25 protein-coding genes and 1 pseudogene are annotated in these 20,622 nt (G+C 70.5%); 17 read left to right on the top strand and 9 right to left on the bottom strand.

What is annotated here, in order from left to right; translation table 11 throughout:
* Nucleotides 1–49: 49 nt before the first annotated feature.
* Together ACSNOA_RS03670 and ACSNOA_RS03665 are read right to left on the bottom strand one after the other, a co-directional pair.
* On the bottom strand, nucleotides 50–1,171 hold the full coding sequence (locus tag ACSNOA_RS03670; protein ID WP_436656253.1) for a glycosyltransferase family 9 protein: 1,122 nt from the start codon (nucleotides 1,169–1,171) through the stop codon (nucleotides 50–52).
* Nucleotides 1,172–1,179: 8 nt separating this feature from the next.
* Entirely contained in the window at nucleotides 1,180–1,731 is a 552-nt protein-coding gene (locus ACSNOA_RS03665; protein ID WP_436656251.1) for an Hsp20/alpha crystallin family protein, read from the bottom strand.
* 153 nt (nucleotides 1,732–1,884) lie between these two features.
* On the opposite strand from ACSNOA_RS03665, the gene ACSNOA_RS03660 reads away from it, so the two are divergent.
* The 5 genes from ACSNOA_RS03660 (at nucleotide 1,885) to ACSNOA_RS03640 (ending at nucleotide 5,752) form a co-directional block, all read left to right on the top strand.
* Nucleotides 1,885–2,502, top strand: a complete 618-nt coding sequence (locus ACSNOA_RS03660; RefSeq protein ID WP_436656249.1) for a pyridoxamine 5'-phosphate oxidase family protein — start codon at nucleotides 1,885–1,887, stop codon at nucleotides 2,500–2,502.
* A gap of 70 nt (nucleotides 2,503–2,572) precedes the next feature.
* The gene (locus ACSNOA_RS03655) at nucleotides 2,573–3,211 is read left to right on the top strand and encodes a helix-turn-helix domain-containing protein (protein ID WP_436656247.1); all 639 of its coding nucleotides are present in this window, start codon (nucleotides 2,573–2,575) and stop codon (nucleotides 3,209–3,211) included.
* Nucleotides 3,201–4,532, top strand: a complete 1,332-nt coding sequence (locus ACSNOA_RS03650) for an MFS transporter (protein ID WP_436656245.1) — start codon at nucleotides 3,201–3,203, stop codon at nucleotides 4,530–4,532. Before ACSNOA_RS03655 ends, ACSNOA_RS03650 begins: the two co-directional genes overlap by 11 nt.
* Nucleotides 4,533–4,629: 97 nt before the next feature.
* Nucleotides 4,630–5,265 (top strand): hypothetical protein, encoded by a 636-nt coding sequence (locus ACSNOA_RS03645; protein WP_436656243.1) that lies wholly within the window; start codon nucleotides 4,630–4,632, stop codon nucleotides 5,263–5,265.
* A 199-nt stretch (nucleotides 5,266–5,464) separates the two neighbouring features.
* Nucleotides 5,465–5,752 carry a DUF4190 domain-containing protein gene (locus ACSNOA_RS03640; RefSeq protein WP_436656241.1) on the top strand — a complete coding sequence of 96 codons (288 nt, stop codon included), beginning with the start codon at nucleotides 5,465–5,467 and terminating at the stop codon, nucleotides 5,750–5,752.
* A gap of 182 nt (nucleotides 5,753–5,934) precedes the next feature.
* Here ACSNOA_RS03640 and ACSNOA_RS03635 read toward each other — a convergent pair whose 3' ends face one another.
* Entirely contained in the window at nucleotides 5,935–6,588 is a 654-nt protein-coding gene (locus tag ACSNOA_RS03635) for a GNAT family N-acetyltransferase (RefSeq protein ID WP_436656239.1), read from the bottom strand.
* A 163-nt stretch (nucleotides 6,589–6,751) separates the two neighbouring features.
* Complete coding sequence (locus tag ACSNOA_RS03630; protein WP_436658305.1) at nucleotides 6,752–7,657, bottom strand: aminoglycoside phosphotransferase family protein; 906 nt, start codon at nucleotides 7,655–7,657, stop codon at nucleotides 6,752–6,754.
* 171 nt (nucleotides 7,658–7,828) lie between these two features.
* Between ACSNOA_RS03630 and ACSNOA_RS03625 the strand changes: the two genes are divergently transcribed.
* On the top strand, nucleotides 7,829–8,248 hold the full coding sequence (locus ACSNOA_RS03625; protein ID WP_436656237.1) for a hypothetical protein: 420 nt from the start codon (nucleotides 7,829–7,831) through the stop codon (nucleotides 8,246–8,248).
* Nucleotides 8,249–8,446: 198 nt separating this feature from the next.
* Complete coding sequence (locus ACSNOA_RS03620) at nucleotides 8,447–8,959, top strand: hypothetical protein (RefSeq protein WP_436656235.1); 513 nt, start codon at nucleotides 8,447–8,449, stop codon at nucleotides 8,957–8,959.
* Between the two features lie 157 nt (nucleotides 8,960–9,116).
* Here the strand turns inward: ACSNOA_RS03620 and ACSNOA_RS03615 are convergent, their stop codons facing one another.
* Nucleotides 9,117–9,239, bottom strand: coding sequence for a hypothetical protein (locus ACSNOA_RS03615; protein ID WP_436656233.1), 123 nt, complete (start codon nucleotides 9,237–9,239; stop codon nucleotides 9,117–9,119).
* A 171-nt stretch (nucleotides 9,240–9,410) separates the two neighbouring features.
* Between ACSNOA_RS03615 and ACSNOA_RS03610 the strand changes: the two genes are divergently transcribed.
* From ACSNOA_RS03610 to ACSNOA_RS03595, 4 genes are all read left to right on the top strand, one after another.
* A complete protein-coding gene (locus ACSNOA_RS03610; RefSeq protein ID WP_436656231.1) occupies nucleotides 9,411–9,623 on the top strand; it encodes a hypothetical protein in 213 nt (70 codons plus the stop codon).
* Nucleotides 9,624–9,950: 327 nt separating this feature from the next.
* Nucleotides 9,951–10,688: a dienelactone hydrolase family protein gene (locus ACSNOA_RS03605; RefSeq protein WP_436656229.1), complete on the top strand. Its 738-nt coding sequence runs from the start codon at nucleotides 9,951–9,953 to the stop codon at nucleotides 10,686–10,688.
* Between the two features lie 578 nt (nucleotides 10,689–11,266).
* On the top strand, nucleotides 11,267–11,677 hold the full coding sequence (locus tag ACSNOA_RS03600; protein ID WP_436656227.1) for a VOC family protein: 411 nt from the start codon (nucleotides 11,267–11,269) through the stop codon (nucleotides 11,675–11,677).
* 1,019 nt (nucleotides 11,678–12,696) lie between these two features.
* Nucleotides 12,697–13,101, top strand: coding sequence for a hypothetical protein (locus ACSNOA_RS03595; protein WP_436656225.1), 405 nt, complete (start codon nucleotides 12,697–12,699; stop codon nucleotides 13,099–13,101).
* Nucleotides 13,102–13,251: 150 nt separating this feature from the next.
* Here ACSNOA_RS03595 and ACSNOA_RS03590 read toward each other — a convergent pair whose 3' ends face one another.
* Complete coding sequence (locus tag ACSNOA_RS03590; protein WP_436656223.1) at nucleotides 13,252–13,749, bottom strand: HIT family protein; 498 nt, start codon at nucleotides 13,747–13,749, stop codon at nucleotides 13,252–13,254.
* A gap of 551 nt (nucleotides 13,750–14,300) precedes the next feature.
* Here ACSNOA_RS03590 and ACSNOA_RS03585 point away from each other — a divergent pair.
* Complete coding sequence (locus ACSNOA_RS03585; RefSeq protein WP_436656221.1) at nucleotides 14,301–15,035, top strand: SDR family NAD(P)-dependent oxidoreductase; 735 nt, start codon at nucleotides 14,301–14,303, stop codon at nucleotides 15,033–15,035.
* A gap of 698 nt (nucleotides 15,036–15,733) precedes the next feature.
* Here ACSNOA_RS03585 and ACSNOA_RS03580 read toward each other — a convergent pair.
* From ACSNOA_RS03580 to ACSNOA_RS03570, 3 genes are all read right to left on the bottom strand, one after another.
* A complete protein-coding gene (locus tag ACSNOA_RS03580; protein WP_436655038.1) occupies nucleotides 15,734–16,075 on the bottom strand; it encodes a hypothetical protein in 342 nt (113 codons plus the stop codon).
* Between the two features lie 128 nt (nucleotides 16,076–16,203).
* Nucleotides 16,204–17,253: a hypothetical protein gene (locus ACSNOA_RS03575; protein WP_436655036.1), complete on the bottom strand. Its 1,050-nt coding sequence runs from the start codon at nucleotides 17,251–17,253 to the stop codon at nucleotides 16,204–16,206.
* Between the two features lie 291 nt (nucleotides 17,254–17,544).
* A complete protein-coding gene (locus ACSNOA_RS03570) occupies nucleotides 17,545–17,763 on the bottom strand; it encodes a hypothetical protein (RefSeq protein WP_436655034.1) in 219 nt (72 codons plus the stop codon).
* Nucleotides 17,764–17,905: 142 nt separating this feature from the next.
* Here ACSNOA_RS03570 and ACSNOA_RS03565 point away from each other — a divergent pair, with 142 nt between their 5' ends.
* The 5 genes and pseudogenes from ACSNOA_RS03565 to ACSNOA_RS03545 all read left to right on the top strand — a co-directional run.
* Nucleotides 17,906–18,106, top strand: a complete 201-nt coding sequence (locus tag ACSNOA_RS03565) for a hypothetical protein (protein ID WP_436655032.1) — start codon at nucleotides 17,906–17,908, stop codon at nucleotides 18,104–18,106.
* The gene (locus ACSNOA_RS03560) at nucleotides 18,103–18,984 is read left to right on the top strand and encodes a DUF2637 domain-containing protein (protein ID WP_436655030.1); all 882 of its coding nucleotides are present in this window, start codon (nucleotides 18,103–18,105) and stop codon (nucleotides 18,982–18,984) included. The genes ACSNOA_RS03565 and ACSNOA_RS03560 overlap by 4 nt, the downstream gene beginning before the upstream one ends.
* A gap of 191 nt (nucleotides 18,985–19,175) precedes the next feature.
* Nucleotides 19,176–19,355 (top strand): hypothetical protein, encoded by a 180-nt coding sequence (locus ACSNOA_RS03555; RefSeq protein ID WP_436656219.1) that lies wholly within the window; start codon nucleotides 19,176–19,178, stop codon nucleotides 19,353–19,355.
* Between the two features lie 2 nt (nucleotides 19,356–19,357).
* Nucleotides 19,358–19,705, top strand: a complete 348-nt coding sequence (locus tag ACSNOA_RS03550) for a hypothetical protein (protein WP_436655026.1) — start codon at nucleotides 19,358–19,360, stop codon at nucleotides 19,703–19,705.
* A gap of 6 nt (nucleotides 19,706–19,711) precedes the next feature.
* Nucleotides 19,712–20,622, top strand: a pseudogene (locus ACSNOA_RS03545) (hypothetical protein); the annotation flags it as partial.

Here is a 20,622-nt window from a genome sequence, read left to right as displayed (position 1 = left end):
GGCCCCGGGCGGCCTGCCGCAACCGGCCCGGCCGGGCGGGGTCGTGGGATCAGGGCGCGCCGGGTTCCGGGCGGAGCAGCTCCCGGGCCGCGTCGAGCACCTCGACGACGGGCACGTCGATCACGAAGGAGTCCCGGTGCGGGCACTCGCCGTCGCCGGGCCGGTGCGGGTAGATGCCCGGGGTGCAGTCCACGCCGCAGACCGGGCAGTGCACCGTCCACGAGGTGATCGGGCGGTGCCGGCCGCGTAGCGGGGTCGCCGTGTTGATGAGGTTGCCGACCCAGAAGATGCCGACGGTGGGCGCGCCGACCGCCCCGGCGAGGTGCAGCGGGCCCGTGTCGTTGGAGATGACCAGCGCGCAGTCGGCGTAGCAGCCGGCCAGCCCGCCGAGGCTGAGCGTGCCGACCTGCGGCCGCAGCGGCACCCCGGCCGCCTCGACCACCCGGTCGACCACCTCCCGTTCCGCCGGGGTGCCGGTGACCAGCACCTCGTACCCGTCACCGACCAGCTCCCGGGCGACCTCGGCGAAGCGCTCGGCGGGCCAGCGCCGCCGGGTGTCGGTGGCGCCGGGGTGCAGCGCCACCCGGGGCGCCCGCGGCGGGCCGAGCACCTCCGCCGCCTCGGCCCGGTCGGCCACCGTCACGGCGAGCGTGGGCAGGATCGTGGTGGCCGGCGCGCCGACCAGCGCCACGACCTCCAGGTAGCGGATCACCTCGTGCTGGTAGTAGACGTACCGGATCCACCGGTCCAGCGGCGGCGCGTTCTCGCTGCGCAGGCCGGCCGTGACCCGGGCGCCGAGCGCGGCGACCAGCGGGTTCGAGTTGCCACCGCCCCCGTGCAGCTGCAGCGCCAGGTCGAAGCGCTCCGTGCGGGCCGCCGCCAGGAAGTCGTCCATGGCGGCGGCCGGCTCATCGGGCTCCGGGTAGCGGATGCCGTCGGCGGGCGGCACCACGAGCACCCGGTCCACGGGGCCGGGGCGGTCGCGCCAGAGCTTCGCGTGCCAGGGCGCCCCGAGCAGCACGATCTCCGCCTCGGGGTACGCCGCGCGCAGCGCGTCCAACGCGGGCAGCACGAAGATGAAGTCGCCGAGCGCGTTGGCGCGCAGCACGGCGATCCGTTCGACCTCGGGCAGGGGCTCGGCGGCCGGGCCGAGCAGGGACGCGGCGGCCACTCCGCCCGCTACGGCCGGTCGATCTCGCCGGCCGCCGTGTCCGGGCGGTGCAGCTCCCGGTCCGCGGCCGGGTCGCCCGGCATCGGCGTACGGTCGCCGAGAGACCCGGTGTGGGGTCCGGAGCGGCCCACGGTGATGGTGCGCGGCGCCGGCCGGGCCGCACGCGGCAGCCGAACACGGAGCAGGCCGTGGTCCATCACCGCGTCGATCGCGTCGGGGTCCACGCGGGACGGCAGCTCCACGCGGTACTCGAAGCCGCGCGTCTCGAAACCGCCGGGAATGCCGTGGTCGGCGTTGACCTCCGCCTCGGAGCGGGCGCGGACGCAGAGTTCCCGGTCGTCCAGCTCGACGGCCACCTCCTCGGGCGCCACGCCGGGAAGCCGGACGACCACCTCCCATCCGTCGGGCGTCTCGCCCAGCTCCACGTCCGGCGGCCCGGACCGGCCGCCCACCAGCCGGCGCAACTCGGCGCGGAGCGACTGGAGCTCGCCCATCGGATCCCAGCCCTGTTGCCGGCTCAGCCAGCCGCGACCGAATCCGCCACCGCTCTGTTCACTCATCGCAGCACCTCTCCATCCGCTGGCGGCCGCAGTGAGTGGCGGTACCCCCGGCTCCGGCGGGCAAACCCGGGCTCGGGCGTCTGCCCTAGGCTGGCGAACGGGGTCGCAGCGCGGCGGCTCCGCCATCATGGTCAACGCCTCCGGGGAGGTCACGTGACGGTGGAGATCACCTCGCACGACGAACTGCGCGAGCTGCTGGGCACGCCGACCGCGCGGGCGGCCAACAAGGAACGCACGCGGCTGCACGATCGGGACCGGCAGTGGCTGGCCGCGTCGCCGTTCTGCCTGGTGGCGACCGCCGGAGCGGACGGCAGCTGCGACGTCTCGCCCAAGGGCGACCCGCCCGGTTTCGTGCTGGCGCTCGACGACCGGACCATCGCGGTGCCGGAGCGGCCGGGCAACCGGCGGGCGGACGGTTACCGCAACATCCTCGACAACCCGCACGTCGGGCTGATCTCCATCATTCCGGGGCGTACCGACACGCTGCGCATCAACGGCCGGGCCCGGCTCGTCCGCGACGCGCCGTGGTTCGACGAGATGACGGTCAAGGGCCACCGGCCGATCCTCGCCGTGGTGGTGGAGATCGAGCAGATCTTCTACCACTGCGCGAAGGCGTTCCTCCGGTCCGAGCTGTGGATGCCGGAGACGTGGCAGCCGGACGCGCTCCCCACCCGCGCGCGTCTCGTGAAGGAGGTCGAGGCGCCCGAGCTGGACCTCGCCGCCCTGGAGCGCCACTACGGCCCGGACTACGTGACGAAGCTGTACGTCTGACCGTCCCGCGTCGATCCGTCTCGGGCTTGCGCGGTTGCTAAAGATAGCTTTCTAAAGATAGCTTTAGCGTATGACGCTGCCCCGCGTGAAGCTGACGGACCCCAAGGCGCTGCGCGGCTACGCGCATCCGCTGCGGCTGTCCCTCATCGGGTTGCTCCGCCGGCAGGGCCCGATGACGGCCACCCGCGCCGCCGAGGCGCTCGACGAGAGTGTGGCCAGTTGCTCCTTCCACCTGCGGCAACTCGCGAAGTACGGGCTCGCCGAGCGGGCGCCCGCCGCCGACGGCCGGGAGCGGCCGTGGCGGGCCACCGCCCTCGCCACCTCCTGGGACGACGACTCCGACGACCCGCAGGTGCGCTCCGCCACCGACGACCTGCACCGGGCGCAGCTCGCGCTCTACACCCGACAGGCCGAGGAGTCGCTCGCCCGGCGGCCGGAGGAACCGGCGGCCTGGCGGGCGGTGACCGGATTCGGCGACTGGCCCCTCTACGTCACCGCCGAGGAGATGGCCGAGCTGACCGCCCGGATCGACGCGGTGCTCTCCACGTACGACGACCGGGTCGCCGACCCGTCCCGCCGGCCGGCCGACGCCCGCCGGGTCACCTTCGTACGCCTCGCCGTCCTGTCGCCCACCCCGGGCGGCGAGCCCGCGGACGCGTCCGCGCCGCCCGCAGAGGCGACCGGGTCGGGTGACTCCCATGAGCGCTGACCTGCCCACCACCCCGGTTGCCACGCCCGCTCCCGACATCGCCGACGTTCCGGCCGGTTCCGCTCCCAGCGGCCCGGTCCGCCGCGGCCGCCTGCCCCGACTGCTGCGCGAGGTGACGTTCCGGCGGTACTGGTCGGCGCAGACCGTGTCCTACTTCGGCGACGAGATCTCCACGCTGGCGCTGCCGCTGCTGGCCGTGCTCATCACCGACGCCGGGCCCGCCGAGATGGGTTACCTCACCGCCGCCCTGCTCGCGCCGAACCTGCTCTTCTCCCTGGTGGCCGGCGGCTGGGTGGACCGGCTGCCGCACAAGCGACGGATCATGATCCTCGCCGACGTCGGCCGGGCGCTCCTGCTGGCCACCATCCCCGCGGCGTACCTGCTCGACGTGCTCACCCTGCCCCAGCTCTACGCGGTGGCGTTCGCGATGGGCACGCTCGCCGTGCTCTTCGAGGTCGCCCGCGGGCCGCTCTTCGTGTCCCTGGTGGCCCGACCGGACTACGTCGACGCCAACACCCTCATCAACGGCAGCCGGGCCATGTCCCTGGTCGCCGGGCCGAGCATCGGCGGCCTCCTCGTGCAGGCGCTCACCGCGCCGATCGCCCTGGTCGCCGACGCCGTGTCGTACCTCGTGTCCGCGTACTTCCTGGGGCGGATCCGGCCGACGGAGCCGGCGCCGGCGCGCGGCCGAGGCCTGGGGCTCCGCGAGGGCCTGCGGTTCATCACGCGGACGCCCATGATGCGGGCGATCCTCCTCGGCACCACCACGCTCAACCTGTTCAACTTCATGTTCGCGGCGCTCTTCGTGCTCTACGCGACCCGGGAGCTGCACCTCTCGCCCGGCCTGCTCGGCGCGGTGCTCGGCGCGGGCGCCGTGGGCGGGCTGTTCGGCGCGGCCGTCACCGGGCGGCTGACCCGCCGGTTCGGGATCGGGCCGACCCTCGTGGCCTCCTTCGTGCTCTTCCCCGCTCCCCTGCTGCTCGTGCCGCTCGCGGGCGGGCCGACCCCGGCGGTGCTCGGGATGCTGTTCGCCGCCGAGTTCCTCTGCGCGGTGGGCGTCATGGTGCTCGACATCGTGGGCGGCTCGGTGCAGACCGCGCTCACGCCCGAGCACCTGCTGGCCCGTGCCTCCGGCGTACGGCGCACGATCAACTACGGCATCCGCCCCATCGGCGCGGTGATCGGTGGCGGCCTCGGCGCGGCCATCGGCGTACGTGAGGCGCTCTGGATCGCCACCGTGGGCGCGCTCGCCGGCGTGCTCTGGGTGATCTTCTCCCCGGTACGCCGCCTGCGGGACCTGCCGGAGCCCGTCGACGGGTGAGGGATGTTTGGCGGGACGGCTCGGGGTACTGGTTCGGGTGACCCCGGCGCGGAAAGGCGCCACCCCCGACACGGGTCGACGGAAGGACGCACCTGCCATGGCCACGCGAAGCAACTCGGGCACGACCGCGACCACGAACCCACCGGGCAACCAGACCCCGAACACCCCCGACATCAACGAGAGCGAGATCGCCGAGCTCAAGGTGGACGAGCTGCGCAGCCGGCTCAGCCGGCGCGGCGTCGGCGGCACCACCGACATGAAGAAGGACGAGCTGGTGAAGGCCCTGATCCGGAGCCTTCGCGAGGACTCCTCCGGCAACGGATCCGGCGGGTCGTCCGGGTCGTCCGGCGGGTCGTCCGGCGGCGTCCGCACCGGCCCGCACAGCTCGTCGTCCCTGAAGTACTCGCAGGAGGTCACCTCGGTCGACGACGAGCCCGAGCGTCCCGGACGCAGCCTCGTGACCACCGACCACGACGTGATCCGCCAGTGGGCCGAGGAACGCGGCGGCGTGCCGTGCACGGTGGACGGCACCGAGCACGACGGGCGTCCCGGCGTCCTGCGTTTCGACTTCCCCAGCAACGGCCGCGACGAACGGTTGCGGGAGATCGGCTGGAAGGAGTGGTTCGAGACCTTTGACGGGCGCCGGCTGAACTTCATCTACCAGGAGGAGCGCTCCGACGGGAAGCAGAGCAACTTCTTCCGCCTCGAGAACCCGGACCGCGAGGACGGCTGAGCCGGGCCGCCCCGGGTCGCCGCGGGCCCGGCACCCACCTTGCCCCCTGCGGCGACCCTCGACCCCGATTACGTGCCCAGGTCAGCGTCGCTGACCTGGGCACGTGATCGCGCGAAGGAACATCGTATCGAGATCCATGTTTGCATGATCTCCCTTGTGGACATCTGGAGGCTCACAGCGAGCTTCCAGGGAGGGACCGATGAGTCAACCGTCGTACACCGAGCACGAGCGGCACGCGTCCGCCGCGCCGCAGGTCGCCGGCACCAACGTCATGGCGATCCTGTCGCTGGTCTTCGCGTTCGTGTTCTCCCCGGCCGGCATCGTGCTCGGCCACATCGCCAAGAAGCAGATCCAGCGGACCGGCGAGCAGGGCGGCGGCATCGCCACGGCCGGCCTCGTCCTGAGCTACATCTTCACGATCCTCGGCGTGCTCGGGTTCCTCCTGGTCTTCATCGCCGCCATGAACACCGGTACGAGCGGCGCCTGATTCTCGTTCGGGCGCGGCCGCGGTCCCGCCTGGGCGGGGCCGCGGCACGGGCCTGCACCGCGTCGGCGGCTCGGGCAGGCCGCGGCACGGGCCTGCACCGCCGTCGGCGGCTCGGGCAGGGCTACGGCACGGGCCTGCATCGCGTCGGTGGCGCGGGCCGGGCCGCGGCACGGCCGCTCGGGTCAGGCGGCCGAGCCGATCCCGAACAGCTCGCGGCAGGCGTCCAGGCCCTCCACGGTGACGGCCGGACGGTCGGCGACGGCCCAGTCCCGGCGCGCCAGCCGCAGCCGCTCCGAGACCCGCACCTCGCCGTCGAGGACGTCCCGGCTGATCCCGTCCGGCCGGTAGCCCAGCCGCTTCGACACCGCCAGCGGCGCGGGATTGTCGGCGAACGACTCGGTGACGGCGTACTCGGCGTCGAGACCCGCGAAGGCCAGGTGCAGCATCGCGGCCCGCATCTCCCGCCCGACGCCCCGCCCCTGGTGCTCCAGGCCGAGCCAGGACGCGCTCTTCACCTCCCGGAGCACGGCGAAGTCACGCCCGCGCATCTGCTGCACACCCACCGGCCGGCCGTGCTCGAAGACCACCAGTTGCAGGGTCCAGTCCTGGGGCGTCCACTGACCGCGGGTCTGCCACTGCCACTGCACCACCCTCCGCGCCAGCTCCCGTGGCGGCAGATCCGTCCACGGGGTCAGGAAGGGCCGTTCGTCCGGCCGGTGCACGCCGCGCACGGCCAGGTCGGCGAGGGCCGCGAGGTCGTCGTCGCCCGGCAGCCGCAGTTCGAGGCGCTCGGTCCGCAGGCGCAACCCGAGGAGGGGCCAGTGGTCGGTGATCACGCCGCATTCTCGCGCCCGGCCGTGCGGCGGCGCACCCCGGTTACTCGCCGTCGTTCGGCTCGTCGTCGCTCGGCGCCGGGTACTGGGCTGGTCGCTCAGTACTGGCCGGCGGTCAGTCTTGGCCGGCGGTCAGTCGTGCCCGGCGGTCGGTCCCGGCCGGCGGTCAGTCGTGGCCGGCTTCGGCGAGGATCGCGTGGAGACGCGCGAGGCACTCACGCACGAACGCCGGATACGTGTGCCAGTAGTACGACACCCCGCTGATCCCGACGGCCACGGCCCACGCCCGCGCACGCAGCCACGTCAGGTGGTCCAGGTCCATGGCGTCCCAGTAGGCGCCGCGCGCCTCTGCCGGAAGATCCCAGACCGGCGCGTGTTCGGCGTCCGGTGCGCCGACCTGCAGGCCGCCGAAGTCGATGAGCGCGTGCAGCCGGCCGTCCCGCACCAGCAGGTTGGTCGGTTTCAGGTCCGCGTGGAGCCACACGTGCCGCCCGGCGGGATCGGGCAGCGCCAGAGCGTCCCGCCACAACTGGTGCAGGAACGCGACGTCCAGGTCGAGCCCCGGGATCGCCCGGCAGGCGTCGAAGGACTCACCGACCCACCCGTCGCAGGGGCCCAGCGCACCACCGCGGTACCCGCTCAGGCTGCCCGTGCGGGCGGCACCCATGAGGTCGACGGTGTGCAGGCTGCGTACCGTCTCCGCGAGGTCCCGACCGAACGCGGCCCAGTCGGTGACCGCACCGGGGCCGGGCTCCTCGCCGTCGATCCAGCGGTACACCGACCAGGCCAGCGGAAACGCGGCTCCGGGCGTCCCGGCGTGGACGGGCTCCGGGATCCGGCAGGCCAGACGGGGCGCCAGCCGTGGAAGCCACGTCTGCTCCTTGCGCAGCGTGGCCGCCTTGTCTGGGGTGCGCGGCAGCCGTACGAGCAGGTCGTCCCCCAGCCGGTACATGTTGTTGTCCGTGCCTGAGCCGGCGGGTGACAGGGAAAGGGCGGCCCACTCCGGTCGCTGTTCCTCCAGCAGCGAGCGGACGACCACCTCGTCCACCGGAATCTCGCCCTCATGAAGCATCACGGCCGCAAGCCTGCCCGGCCGGACGCCGACGTCGCCAACGGGTTTCCGGCTTCCGGCCGTTCCGTCGCCGCTCCCGCAGGCGATCGCCCGCGTGCCGCTTGACCCTCGACCTGGATGACCCTCGACGATCCTCGGGCGGCCGGACGGGCCGAAGGACGGAGGAGAGACGTGGATCTGGACAACCCGGTGGTCAAGCTGTGCCAGGAAGGCATGCGGGCCGAGGCCGAAGGACGCCGCGCGGACGCCCGTACGCTGTTCGAGCAGGCGTGGGACGCGAGCCGCGACGACTACGACGCGTGTGTGGCGGCGCACTACGTCGCCCGCCATCAGGACGAGCCGACGGACGTCCTGCGGTGGAACCAGGAGGCGCTCGATCTCGCCCACGCGGTCGGCGACGAGCGGGTGGCCACCCTGTACCCGTCCCTGTACGTCGGGGTGGGCCTGGCCCGCGAGCGCCTCGGTGACAGTGCGGGCGCACGTGACGCGCTCCTCGAGGCCCAGCGGCACGTCGCCGTTCTACCCGAGGACGACTACGGGACCATGCTGCGCGGGGCCATCAAGGATGGCTTGCGACGCCTCGGCGGCTAACCAGTTGCTTGCCACGATCGTGCCGACAGCGCCGGCTGTCGTGCGCGTCCGTGGGCCGCGTCGGAAGGCTCGGCATGCGCTGTGGCACCCAATCGACGACCTGCCGTTACTCAGTTGGTGGTGCGATCATGTAGACAGCTGTTCGCTACGAAGACGAGGCACTGGCGCACGGTTGAACGGTAGATCGGTGCTGCTTGGATGGTCGCTGTGGAGATGGCTGGCCTGATCTTCAACGCAGTCTCGAGCCTCGTTGGGCTCGTGGCCCTGTATCTCGCGGTCAAGGCGTACAGGGTTGCGGAAGAGTCGTACCGCGTGGCAAAGGATCAGGGCCGCAGTGCGTTCGAACTGGAGGTGCTGAGAGATCTAGCACTGAGGTTTGACGAGAACGATTTCGCAGAGCGCGCCAGCAGGAGGCCTGACGGCCCTCTGTTCTCCAACGACGTCTTCGCCAGGCTAGCCATGATTCCGCGCGTGGAACTGCCGCTCTGGAAGGCAATGTCGACAGGTCGGTTAATCGACAACATGACCACCGGCCGCTCGGTCGATCGAACCACCTACGCCGACGACTACCTGCGCCAACTATTCGCCGAGAAGAGCCCCAGCATGCCGGCAGACAAGGTAAACGAAATCATTGCCGAGCACAGGTGGAACCTTGTCGCGGATCAACTGCAGGAAGAGGTCAGGCTGGCAATCAAAGGCAGGGTAGAGTAACCGGACCTCTTCCCGCGCCGTCCGCGACCTCTTGCGGACCAGATGCGGCCGCTCATTTCTGCCTCGTGGTGCGCGTGGCGAGGGGCGGGTCGCGGTGTCCAATATTCAATCCCGAGAGCACAGGTACTGGCCCCTGGACAACCCATCACGGCCTCGGCTAGTCGAAGTCCATCGACCGCGAAAAATCCCACAGAACCCAGCCGAAGACGCCGACGACGATGAGCAGGAGCAGGACGAGCAACAGGATGCCCGTGACCTTTCGCGTTCGCGCGGTCGCCATGCTGTGCCTCTCCAGAGCGTCGCCGGGTCGGGCTTCATGATCTTCCAAACCGCCCAGGCACGCTGCCCTTGCGGACGGCGCTGCCAGATCTCCACTCCTCGCCTGGCTGCTCTTGTGTTCACAGAGCGCGCCCCTCGCCGGCCGCACTAGGATCGATCGAGGAGGCGCCTCATGCCTTCCGTCGCCGGTGCCGCGCTCCTGTTCGCCGGGGTGGCCGTCCTGCTGCTGCCCAGCCGGTTCGTGCGAGCCGAACAGGAGCAGTACGGGGTCATCGTCGGGGCGGTCGCCGGCCGGGTCCTGACCCGGTTGGTCCTGGTGCTGGTTGCGGCCACCCTCGTCGCCTCCGGCGCGGCATTGATCGCACAGGCCGTCAAATCCGCCTAAGTGTGCGCGAGCGGGACCTATGCCTCACTGGCAGGAGTGGGCGGCGGTGGGGTCACATCCGTGCGCCGCTGCCGACGGCCGGAAGCAATCGCCGACCCTCGCCTTACCAAGGATCAAGACGGCTGTCCGCCAGTGTCCGGCCACGGAGCCTTCGCAAAAACCCGTTGGCGGGCCACGGCGACTACTGCTACCTTTCCGGAGTCCGTGCGAGAGACCGAGGAGGTGGTACCCGTGAACGTATCGACATGGGTGCTCCCCTCTGGAGTCACGGTCGGGCGATAGGTCGTCCGGGAGCGCCGTTCACGAGCACTCCCGAAAGGCACGACCGTGCGATTCATTTCCGAACAGCGCCTCGATGACGGTGTCCTCGAGCGCGAATTCACCCTCGGCGAGATCCCCGGCATCCTGTGGACGCCCGCATCCGCATCCGCGTCCACACCGGCGCCGCTGATCCTGATCGGCCATCCCGGCGGACTGCACAAGATGTACCCCCGACTGGTGGCCCGGGCCCGGCACTCCGCGGCGGACGGCTTCGCCGCGGCCACCATCGAGCTCCCCGGAGGCGGTGACCGGCCCCGTTTCGCCGCCGTCGAGCAGGCCCGCGCCGACCTGCACCGGTTGCTGCAGGCCGGCGAGCCGGTGGACGACGAGATTGTCGACCGGCTCGTCCTCCCACTGGTCGAGAAGGCGGTCCCGGAATGGCAGGCCGCCCTGGACGCCCTCCTTTCGCTGCCCGAGATCGGCGGCCCGGTCGGGTACTCGGGGGGAGTGATCGCCATCGGCGTCCGGCTGGCGGTGGTCGAGCCGCGCATATCGGCCGCCGTTCTGTTCGCCGGGAGTTTCGTGCCCCGCATCATGTTCGAAGAGGCCCGGCAGGTCACCATTCCGCTGCATGTCCTGCTGCAGTGGGACGACGAAGGAAACGATCGGCAGTTAGCCCTGGACCTGTTCGACGCCTTCGGCTCCAAGGAGAAGACGCTGCACGCCAATATGGGCGGGCACACCGGTGTCCCGCAGTTCGCGGGGGACGCCGCGGCCCGGTTCTTCACCCGGCATCTGAACTAGCCGCCGAACACCCCGCCGTCAGGCCAGCAGCAGACAGTAGGCGGTGCCGGCCAGGACGCCGCTCATCGAGGACAGGTCCCGGCCCTCCTCGATGGCGGTGGCCAGCAGATGCACAACGCCCCGACCGCGGCGGTACCGGCTATCGGCGGTCCTGGCCGGTCGGGGCGGCGTCTCCGGCTTGACGTCCGTGAAGAGCTCCGCTCTGGCTCGAAGGACTGACCGAAACCGTTCGGCAACTCATTCCGGAGTCGTCTGGCCCCCGCCGGAGGCATGCCCTTCATTGGCCGGCGCGCCGGCCGATGCCGGCGCTTGCGCCGCCAGCAGGCCGAGCGCGGCCGGCGCGGCCCTCTCGCGGGCCGCCTTGATCTGATAGAGCGCAATTCGGCAGTCTGAACCGCGACGCTATGTGATCCGACAACTGATGTGCGACGCAGTTCCGCCAGGTGATGCGCGACAGATCCAGCAAGCTGGGGGCGACAGGGTGGCCGCTACGCGAGGTCCTGTCATGCCGATGAGCGTGCTGTTGCCGCAAAGTCGAATCTGGCGCGCCGTCGGACGCGTTCATAGGATCGACTTTCATGGAACTGATACGAACCGTGGTCGTGTTCGAAGCCGCTGACCTGCACGCTGAAAGCGCGTTCTGGGCCGGGATGCTAGGTGGGCACGTCTTTGAGGACGAGACGTTCCACAGCGTCATCGACGCGGCCGGTGAGTGGCGGATCGGCGTCCAGCTCGCGCCGAAGCATGTTCCTCCCGACTGGCCGGACGGCGAGCCTCAGCAGGTACACATGGACCTCCACGTTGAGGACCCCGAGCCGGCGCACGAACAGGCGATGAGGCTCGGTGCCCGCTTGCTGCAAGCCGGTGATCTGGAAAGCGATGAGGGGCACCGGGTGTACGCCGATCCAGCCGGCCACCCGTTCTGCATCGGCTGGGGCCAACCATCCCGAGAGGCGCTGGCAACGTTCGTCCGCGAGAGGTTGGGATAGGCGAACCTTCTACCGGCTTCTGCGCTCGCTGACGCACACTCATGCCGCGATCAGCGTGCGGAGGCGTCGCAGATCAGTTGGCGGACGGATGTCGCGCATCAGTCGACGGAGGGCAGGACCGCGACGCTATGCGTCGAGCAGTTGCGTGCAGTGGGCGGCGGTCGCGTCGTCGTGTGCCTTGCCGGCGGCCAGCAGCGCTCGCCCTGCGGGTCGGAGTCTTCTGCGGCGCAAACACGGCGGATCAGGTCGGCTGGGCCGTGGTCGTGCAGGATCCTCAGGAGGCCGGCCCAGTCGGTGAGGCCAAAGCGGTCGGTGAGCCGGCTCGCTCCGTCACTGAGCAGCGCTGCGGCTGTTCGCTGACGACCTGGACGCGGTCGCCAACCAGATGGGCGCGGCGGTCGCGGCGAGGAGATGCGGACTGGGCACGGCCGGCGGCAAAGTTGTGAACCTTGGAAAACGGCGAAGCCCAGGCCAATGACCTGGGCTTCTTCACCGAGCCGCCTGACGGAATCGAACCGTCGACCTACGCATTACGAGATCATGTTGCCCACCTCGGTCTACCTGCCCCAACCCCGCCTGGCCTGCGGAAATCCCTCTCGGCATCTCTCAGTGTCGGTGGGCGCGGCCCGGCCCCTTGAGGATTGAATGAGGACTGATGCAGTGCGGTGCCGCCATCTGATCCGTAGATTCCCAAGACCTCTCCGCAGGCGTTCGGCAAAGTCCGCGTCGCCCTGGTCGCCGCGCTCTCGGCAACTGAATCGGTCCCAGTTCGTCCGGCTCGGTTCGCCTCAGTGGCTCCCACGCGTGGCTCCCAAGCCAGACCCTCTGATCCGTAGCCTCGGCGGAGCCGTCCGAAACGGTCCGCCATCGCTTGTAAGTCCTGGCTCTACGCCTGTCACCGTCCTACCCCGTACCCGCCAGTCCGGCGGCGTTGCTGTCGTTGTTGCTGTCACCAATGGCGGTCGTTGGCGGTCGCGCGGCGGTTGGTGCTTTGCAGTTCAGTAGACAATGCTTGCGGCATGACCGCCTCGCCCGGCCGCGCAGTGCCAACCTCGCTGCTGGATGGGTTGCGGGGCGCCGCCGCGGGTCTTGCAGTTTCCGGTGCCTTCTACCTGGCGACGCAGTATGCGAGCTCGGTCATCGACCGCCATCCGGAGATCGACGGTCCGGAAACCCTCGGGTCCACCGTCCTCGTCACGCTTGGGGTCGGAGTCCCGGGCAGCGTGGTTCTCGGCCTGCTCGTCGCATGGGCCGCCGGCTTGCGCCGCCCATGGGCAGTCTCGCTTCTGGGCCTGATGATCAGTGGCGTGCTCATCTGCGGGTGGGGGGCACTCGACCTCCCTACCTTTGCGCCACCATGGCTCCTGATCGGCACTCTGGTCGTCGTTGCATACGCGCTTGCCGGTCTAGCGGCCAGAGAGTAGCTACCTACCAGCCAAACTCTCCTGGGGCGCCAAGCGCCGGAGCCTCAGTTTGGAAGAGCGCGCTCAACCGGTCGTGATGTCCGAAAGGCCTGCGGCCGGCGGCTCGCTGGACTGCGTCTCGTGCCCTCTCGTGACCGGTGCATGCCACCGCTACTGGCCCGTGGATGGCCCGTGATGGCCCTGGCTGGTGTCGCCTGCGCGAGCCAGCCGTTGTGCGAGGGCGCTCGCTACGCCGTCCATCTCGTCAACGTTCACCACCTGGCCCTCCGGCTGCCCCAGGAATCCGAAAACGTTCGGCCCCCGGCGGTCAACGGGCAGATCGGCCGGCCGTGGGATCACGTGGAAATGAACGTGGCCGAAGCCCTCCGCCTCCGCGAACTGCACGATGTACGTCTTCACGCACCCAGTCACGGCATGCAGCGCTCGCGACAGGCGCACCTGCCAGTAGCCCAACCCGGCTGCCTCGGCATCGGTCAGGTCAGCGATGGTGAGCACGTGTCGGCGCGGGACGAGCACGAGCCAGCCCGGTAGGCCGGTGCCTGCGGCATGCGCCACACGCCAGTGCTCATCGCTGGCAATCCGCTCACGCGGCGGCAGCTCGTCAAACCGGGCGGTGTTCTCACAGGAGAAGCAACCTCGCTCGATCATTACTGTGGCAGTAGAGCTCATGTCGTTCGCTCCTGCCACCCCGCCCCTAGTGGCGGATCTCCTCGTCGGGCAGTCGCCAGACCGTCCAGCCTCCCCGGACGGGGACAAGGTGGAGCGCCCTACCGGACGAACGACCTTGGCCCCGTCCGGGGAGGCTGGTAGCCCTTGTGGTGCCCGGCGAGGTGATCGACCCGGCCGATCTCTGAGGAGGGCCGGGGTTCGGGGCAGCGCCCCGAGGTCTTCGAGGTCTTGTCGTCCGTAAACGTGGCCGGCCGGCCCGGCCGATGCCGGCCGGAGGTCGCCAGCAGGCCGGGGCCGGGCCGGCGCGGCCCGCTTTGCGGGCCGTCTTGATCCTCAAGAGGTCAATTCGGCAGTGAGAACCGCTCGCTGTGACGGACGGCCACGCGGAATGCGGCAGATCCGGGTGCTCAGTCGGAACCGGCCACCTGTGCGGACCGCCGGCGGTCGGTCGTGTCCGCATGCGTCTCGGGCGGCACGTGTGCGGGTAGGAAGAGTCGACCGCGATGAGATGACGTCAAGGGAGTGTGATCATGGCTCGCACCGCGATCGTTACTGGCGCCGGCAGTGGATTGGGGCGCGAGATCGCGCTCGGCTTGGCTCACGCCGGTTACGGCATCGTCGTCGCCGACCTCGATGAGCCAGCTGCGCAGGCGTGTGCGAGCTTGATCGAGGAGCGTGGGATGCCGGCTCGAGGGTTGTGCGTCGACGTACGAGGGCATGACGACTTGGCCCTTGTCGTGGCGGCCGCGCAAAACCTCGGCGGTCCTCATGTGCTTGTCAACAATGCCGGCGGCTGGACCCCGCGGCGACAGTATCCGCAGGCGAGGGCCGCGGAGTGGGCCGCGACGATCAACCTCAACCTCATCGCCCCGATGCTGCTCAGTCAGCTCGTTCTAGACCCGATGAGGCAACAAGGTGGTGGCGCCATCATCAACATCGCATCCAGCGGTGGCATCGGTTTCGGGTCCTACGGCTCGCCCGAATACGGGGCAGCGAAGGCTGGTCTGATTCGGTTCACCGCCAGTCTGGCCAGCTTGGCGAGCAGCCACGGGGTCCGAATGATGTGCGTGGCGCCGGACTGGATCGGGCTGAGCCGGGCCCGAGCGCAATGGGAGCGCATGAATGCCGACGAGCGGGCAGCATCTCGGCCGCTGATTCCTCCGGCCGACGTTGTCGCGGTCGTTCTGGATCTCGTCCGAGCGGGAGCCGGTGGAACGGTGGTGGAGATGTGGGGAGGCGATCAGCCGATCGTGCACGCGCCGTAGGACCCACGCCGGGGCCTCCACACGTCGGCATGTGAGTGTGCGCCCCAGTCGCTCAGGGGTCACCGACTGTAACCGGGTCGACTGAGCAACCAAGGCCGGCTGTCGTGCATGTGCTGGGACGGATTCGTCGAGCATGTGGTGGGACTAGACAGGACCGCGACGCTATGCGTCGAGCAGTTGCGTGCAGTAGGCGGCGGTCGCGTCGTCGTGGGCCTTGCCACGGGGCCAGCGCTCGCCCTGCGGGTCGGAGTCTTCTGCGGCGCATACACGGCGGATCAGGTCGGCTGGGCCGTGGTCGTGCAGGATCCTCAGGAGGCCGGTCCAGTCGGTGAGGCCAAAGCGGTCGGTGAGCCGGCTGGCTCCGTCACTGAGTAGCGCTGCGGCTGTTCGCTGACGACCTGGACGCGGTCGCCAACCAGATGGGCGCGGCGGTCGCGGCGAGGAGATGCGGACTGGGCACGGCCGGCGGCAAAGTTGTAAACCTTGGAAAACGGCGAAGCCCAGGCCAATGACCTGGGCTTCTTCACCGAGCCGCCTGACGGAATCGAACCGTCGACCTACGCATTACGAGCGTGTTGGATCGGACTGACCTTGTCTGAATGTCCCTGCTCAGGGGCTTGACCTGAGACGTATTCAGGGGCAGTCAGAGAAGGTCAGTACACCGTCCAGTACACATTTCCGAGACTACTCTCCGTGCCTTAGCTGGTCGAGCCGGTGCCGAAGCCGCGCGTGTCGTTGCCGTCGCGGCGGAAGTCGCGCAGCTCGATCACCTCGGCGGCCGGCTCGTCGCTGGCGGAGAAGCCCTCCCACCACGCGTCGCGGCGGTGCTTCTGGATGGCGTACCGGGTGAACAGGCAGGCGCTCGCGATGATGCCGATGACGCCCAGCCCGATATACACCGGGATGCGGTGGGCGGGGATGCCGGAGAAGACGAAGTGCCCGATGCCGGTGATGACCCAGGTCCCGATGGTGGCGCCAGCGGTGAGGCCGGCGGTGAGCAGCAGGCGCTTCGTCGGTGGTTTCGGTGCGGTGGTACTCACTCTGGTTTCAGCTCCGATCGTTGCTGGGACGGGTGATCGGAGGCGGCTCCCCCCACCTCCGTGCCGGGAGCCCGGGATGGTGGGCTTGCCGGCGCGTGCCCGCTGTGGTGCGGCGGGCTGGGGGGCGGCTATGCGGGTCCGGGCTCGGGGTGTTCCATGCGTCCGGCGGGCATGTGGCTGCGGGGCCGGAGCTGGTAGAGCCGGTGGAGGATCGGCCGGGAGTAGGCGGCGGCCACGGATTCGGCGACGAGCTGCTCGCCGGTGGGCGGTGGCGGTTTGACGTTGCCTGCGCCGGCTGTCTGCGGGTCGGGTGCGCCGGGTGTACCGGGGCAGGGCTTGCCGCGGGTACTCGCGGCGGTGGCCTTCTTGCGGTGGTGCTGCACTTCGAGCGGGATGGTGATGCGCTTCGGGTCGAGGTGGGCCGCGTCGAGCTCGTCGGCGCACAGCGGCACCTGGGCCGCCTGCTGCGGCTCGACCGGGCGGATGCCGTCCTCGCGCGGGGTGCCGGTGGCGGGGACGGGGCCGATGAGTACGGGCAGGTCGAGGGGCATCGTGGGCGTGGCCGGGAGGTCCGGCTCGTCGAGGGCGGGCGCCGCCGCCGGCTGGGGCTCGGGGGGCTCGGTGGTCTCGTAGAGGTCGGGCTGCGGCGCCGGGGTCTCGGGGACGGGGGTCACGATGACGGGCGGCGGGTTGACCACGACCGGGGGCGGGTTGACCACCACGGGCGGTGTGGTCGGCGGGGTGACGACCGGCGGGACGTCGGGCACCGGGTCGGTGGGCGTCTCCGGCTCGGTCTCGGCCGGCGGTTCCTCGGCGGGCTGCTCGTCGACCGGGCGTTCCGGGGCGACCTCGCCGCTGTCGTCGTCGGCCGGCTCCTGGGCGGGCTCGTCGTCCTGGCGGGGCGTCTCGCCGCGGGGCTCGTCGGCGTGCTCGGGTTCGTCGGCCGGCGCCTCGTTCTCCGGCTCGTGCTCGGTGGCGTCCTCGACGACCTCGTGGGCCCGGTCGGCCGCCTGCTCGGGCAGGTCCACCGCGCGTTCCACCAGACCCCCCGGCTGGTGGACTGCGGCGGGCGGCTTGTCGGCGGCGTGGGCGGCGGACTGCCAGGCGACGGCGCCAGCGACACCGGCGGCGGTGAACGCGCCGAGCAGCAGCGCCCGTTGGAGTGTGCGGTGGTGCATGGCGGTCACCTCCCCCCACGGTGGTGTCTGCCCGGGACTTACGTTGGTGTAGTTCCTACCAGCCATGATGGCCGACGGGAACGGTTGTTCGTGTGTGGTGCGTCGATGTGAAGGGACCCATCATGGTCCATTCGCGTGCAGCTTGCATCTAGCAGATTGCGGTTGGTGACCGTTCGTCGCGTCCGATCGATGACCGGGCGTCCGGTCCGCCCCTATCGGACGCGAACCTCTTTGCAGTATCTGAGGATCTTGGGTTACGGGCCGTGAGCGTCCCGAGTGGACGGGAGCCTGCTACTCGCCCTGCTGGCGACGCTGGGCGATGAGCCGGTCCACCGCATCGGCGGAAACCATCCGGTACCTGCCGCGTTCGGTGCGGTACCAGTCGATGCCTTCCTTGCCGAGCTTCCCGTCGGCTAGGAGGCGGCGGATGGTCTGGTCGCTGTCGCTGTAGCCGGCGGCGACGAGGCGGTCCCGGACCTGCTTGATGGTCAGGTATCCGCTCTCGGCCACGTCGTCTCCCAGGTCTGCCAGGTCTTGCAAGTTGACCAATGGTCGCATGGCAAGGCCCTGGGCGGGAGCAAGCGGTGGGCTCAACATGCGAAGTACTCTACCAACCTTTCCAACCTTTCCAAGATGTGTCATGCTGGCGGACATGCCGAGTTACCGATGCGACCTCTACGCCGCCGGCGCCCGCTTCCGGCGCACCGAGCGCTTCATCGCCCGCCACGAGGTCGAGGCGGTCGAGACCGCCCGGGGCCTGGTCGTGGCGCACGGCGTCGACTACGCCGTCGTGTACGTCGCGGACGGGGCCGGGCACGTTGAGCACATCGCGATGGTGGGGGCCGAGCGATGAACTGGCCCCGCATCCGCACGATCGCCTTCGGGATCCTCGCCGGCACGGTCGCCTCCGCTGGCACCCTCGCCGTCGCCGTAGCCGGGTTCGCGCTGTCCTACGACGCGATCCGCGCGGTCGGTATCGCCTCCCGCATCCGCACCGAGTGGGCGTGGCTGCTGCCGGTCTCCGTGGACGGGGCGATGGCCGTGGCGACGATCGCGGCGGTGGTGCTGCGCCGGATGACCGGCAGCACCGCCTGGTACCCGTGGGCGGTTGTGCTCGTCGGTGCCGGGATCTCGATCGCCTGCAACGGTCTCCACGCGATCCCGCCGGCTGGCGCCGCGTTGGTGATCGAGGAGAGTCAGGTGCGGTTCGCGGTGTCGGCGATCCCTGCGGTGATGCTGGCGCTGTCGGTTCACCTTTTGGTGACGCTCGTTGAGGCGGCCAGCGCGATGGGCGCGAAGCCGAACGCGGACGTGGACCAGGCGGAGCCGGTGCACACCGATCCGGAGCCGGTCGAGGTGGACCAGGAGCGGGTGGACCCGTGGCAGTGGTCCACTCCCACGCAGCCCGAGCCGGTCCACACCGACCCTCCCCCGGTCCACACGCCGCCGGTCCGCAAGCAGGCGAAGCGGTCCACCGCGGCCCGGTCCACCCGGTCCGCTGCGCAGAAGCAGCCGGCGCCGCGGGTGCTGGCGATGGTGGAGCAGTTGTGGGTGGACCACCCCGCTGACCAGCCCGGTCCGGTGTCTGTGAGCGCCGTCGTCAACCGGTACCGCTGGCGCAAGCAGGACGCGACGGAGGCGGTCCGTATCTACCGGGCCCAGCGCGACGCGCAGGGCGGTCCGGTGCACGTTCCCGATTCACCCGCAGACCTGGACCAGGTCCCGGTCTGACCCAAGCTGCGGGTCCCGGTCCCACCTCCTACAGCCGGGCCGGGACCCGCATCCAACCCCAACAGAGGAAGGAACACCCATCATGTCCGACACCCGGACGCACACCGACACCGAGGTCGACCTGACCCTCGACGAGCCCGACACCGTCTACGAGCGCAGCGGCTGGGGGACGGCTCGTCAACGCCGCCTCCATGATCGCCGGCGCGTTCGCGCTGCTCGCGGTCTACGGCGAGTACATCAACCGCCAGCAGCTCTACTACGGCGCGCTCATCACCAGCGTGCTGCTCATGGCCGTGACCGTGTTCGCGCTCGCCATGGAGTACCGCCACGACAACCCGAAGCCCAACACCATCGACGACCAGGAGGCCTGACCGTGGGATCTGACGCCGACTTCTCCGTCCTCGGCGACATCGAGTTCGAGAACGCCGAAGCCCTATTCACGTGGTGTGAGCTGGGACGACGCGTCGCCTCCAACTCCGGCCTGATCGTCTTGCAGGGCGCCTACGACATCCACCAGGCGCTGGCGACCATCCCCTCGATGGATCGCCGGCCACCGAACGCCCGCGCCCGCCGTGTCGCCCGGCACGCCCGCCGCGCCGGGGAGCTGCTCCACGGGGCGCAGGCCAGCATCGCCCGCATCCCGCGGGCGTTCCTGTCCGAGTACCAGGACGTCATCGGCGCCAAGCGGCAGCGCAAGGTGTTCGACATGAAGGGACTCTGATCAGCGATGGCTAAGCGTGCGACCAGCGCGAACGCTGGCAAGGCCACGGGGAGCCGGGTGCAGAAGCACGGCGCGTCGCGGCTGCTCACCTACGCCCCGCCGTGGGTGGCGTGGATGCTCCTGCCGATGCTGTCCTCAATCGCCTACGTGGTGTGGGGCCGGAACCCGGTGGCCGCGCCGTGGATGAGCATGGCAGCGTTCGCGCTGGTCGCCGGCCTGGTCCCGTTCACGTGGCGGGTGCTGCGTCCCCGCGACGAGGTGCTCCGCTGGATGGGCACCGTCTCCGCGGGGCTGGGTGGGTTCTGGTTCATCGTCGGGATGCTCGTCGGCCCCCTGACCAGGGGTGTCATCGACGCGTGGGCGTTCGGCGGATTCGGGATCTGCGTGTTCTGGACGATCCGCCGCATGGTCGTCAACGGTGCCGCGGAGCAGCAGGGCGAGCCGCAGGAGTCGAAGCTCGACAAGGTGCTCGCCGGCGGCGAGGTGTACAAGCCGAAGGAAATCGAAGGCCGGGTCGTCGCCCAGGTCGAGGTCAACCGCGGTGAGCAGACCGTGAAGGACTTGCAGGGCGTTGCCGACAAGATGGCTGGCGCGCTGGGCGTCCGGCCGGGTGCGGTGCGCATCGCCGCCGACCCGCACGACGCCGGCCGCGCCGAGCTGGTCATCGTCCCCAACGACCCGTTGGAGCGCGGCGCGGTGTGGCCGGGCCCGTCGAACCCGGGCGGATCCATCCACGACCCGCTGCCCGCCGGCGTGTACGAGGACGGCGAGGTCGGCCATCTGTGGCTCACCGGTGACGACGCCGCCGGCCGCGCGTTGGCGCACTGGCTGGTGATGGGCATGACCCGGGCCGGGAAGTCGCAGGGCTGGACGATGCTGATGGCCGACGCCCTGACCAGGCGCGATGTGGTGGTGTG

Origin of the sequence: Micromonospora sp. URMC 103 (assembly GCF_051386435.1) — a bacterium.
Lineage (GTDB): Bacteria > Actinomycetota > Actinomycetes > Mycobacteriales > Micromonosporaceae > Micromonospora.
The sequence above is the reverse complement of the archived record's forward strand: the minus strand, read 5'-3'. Positions and strand labels throughout refer to the sequence as shown.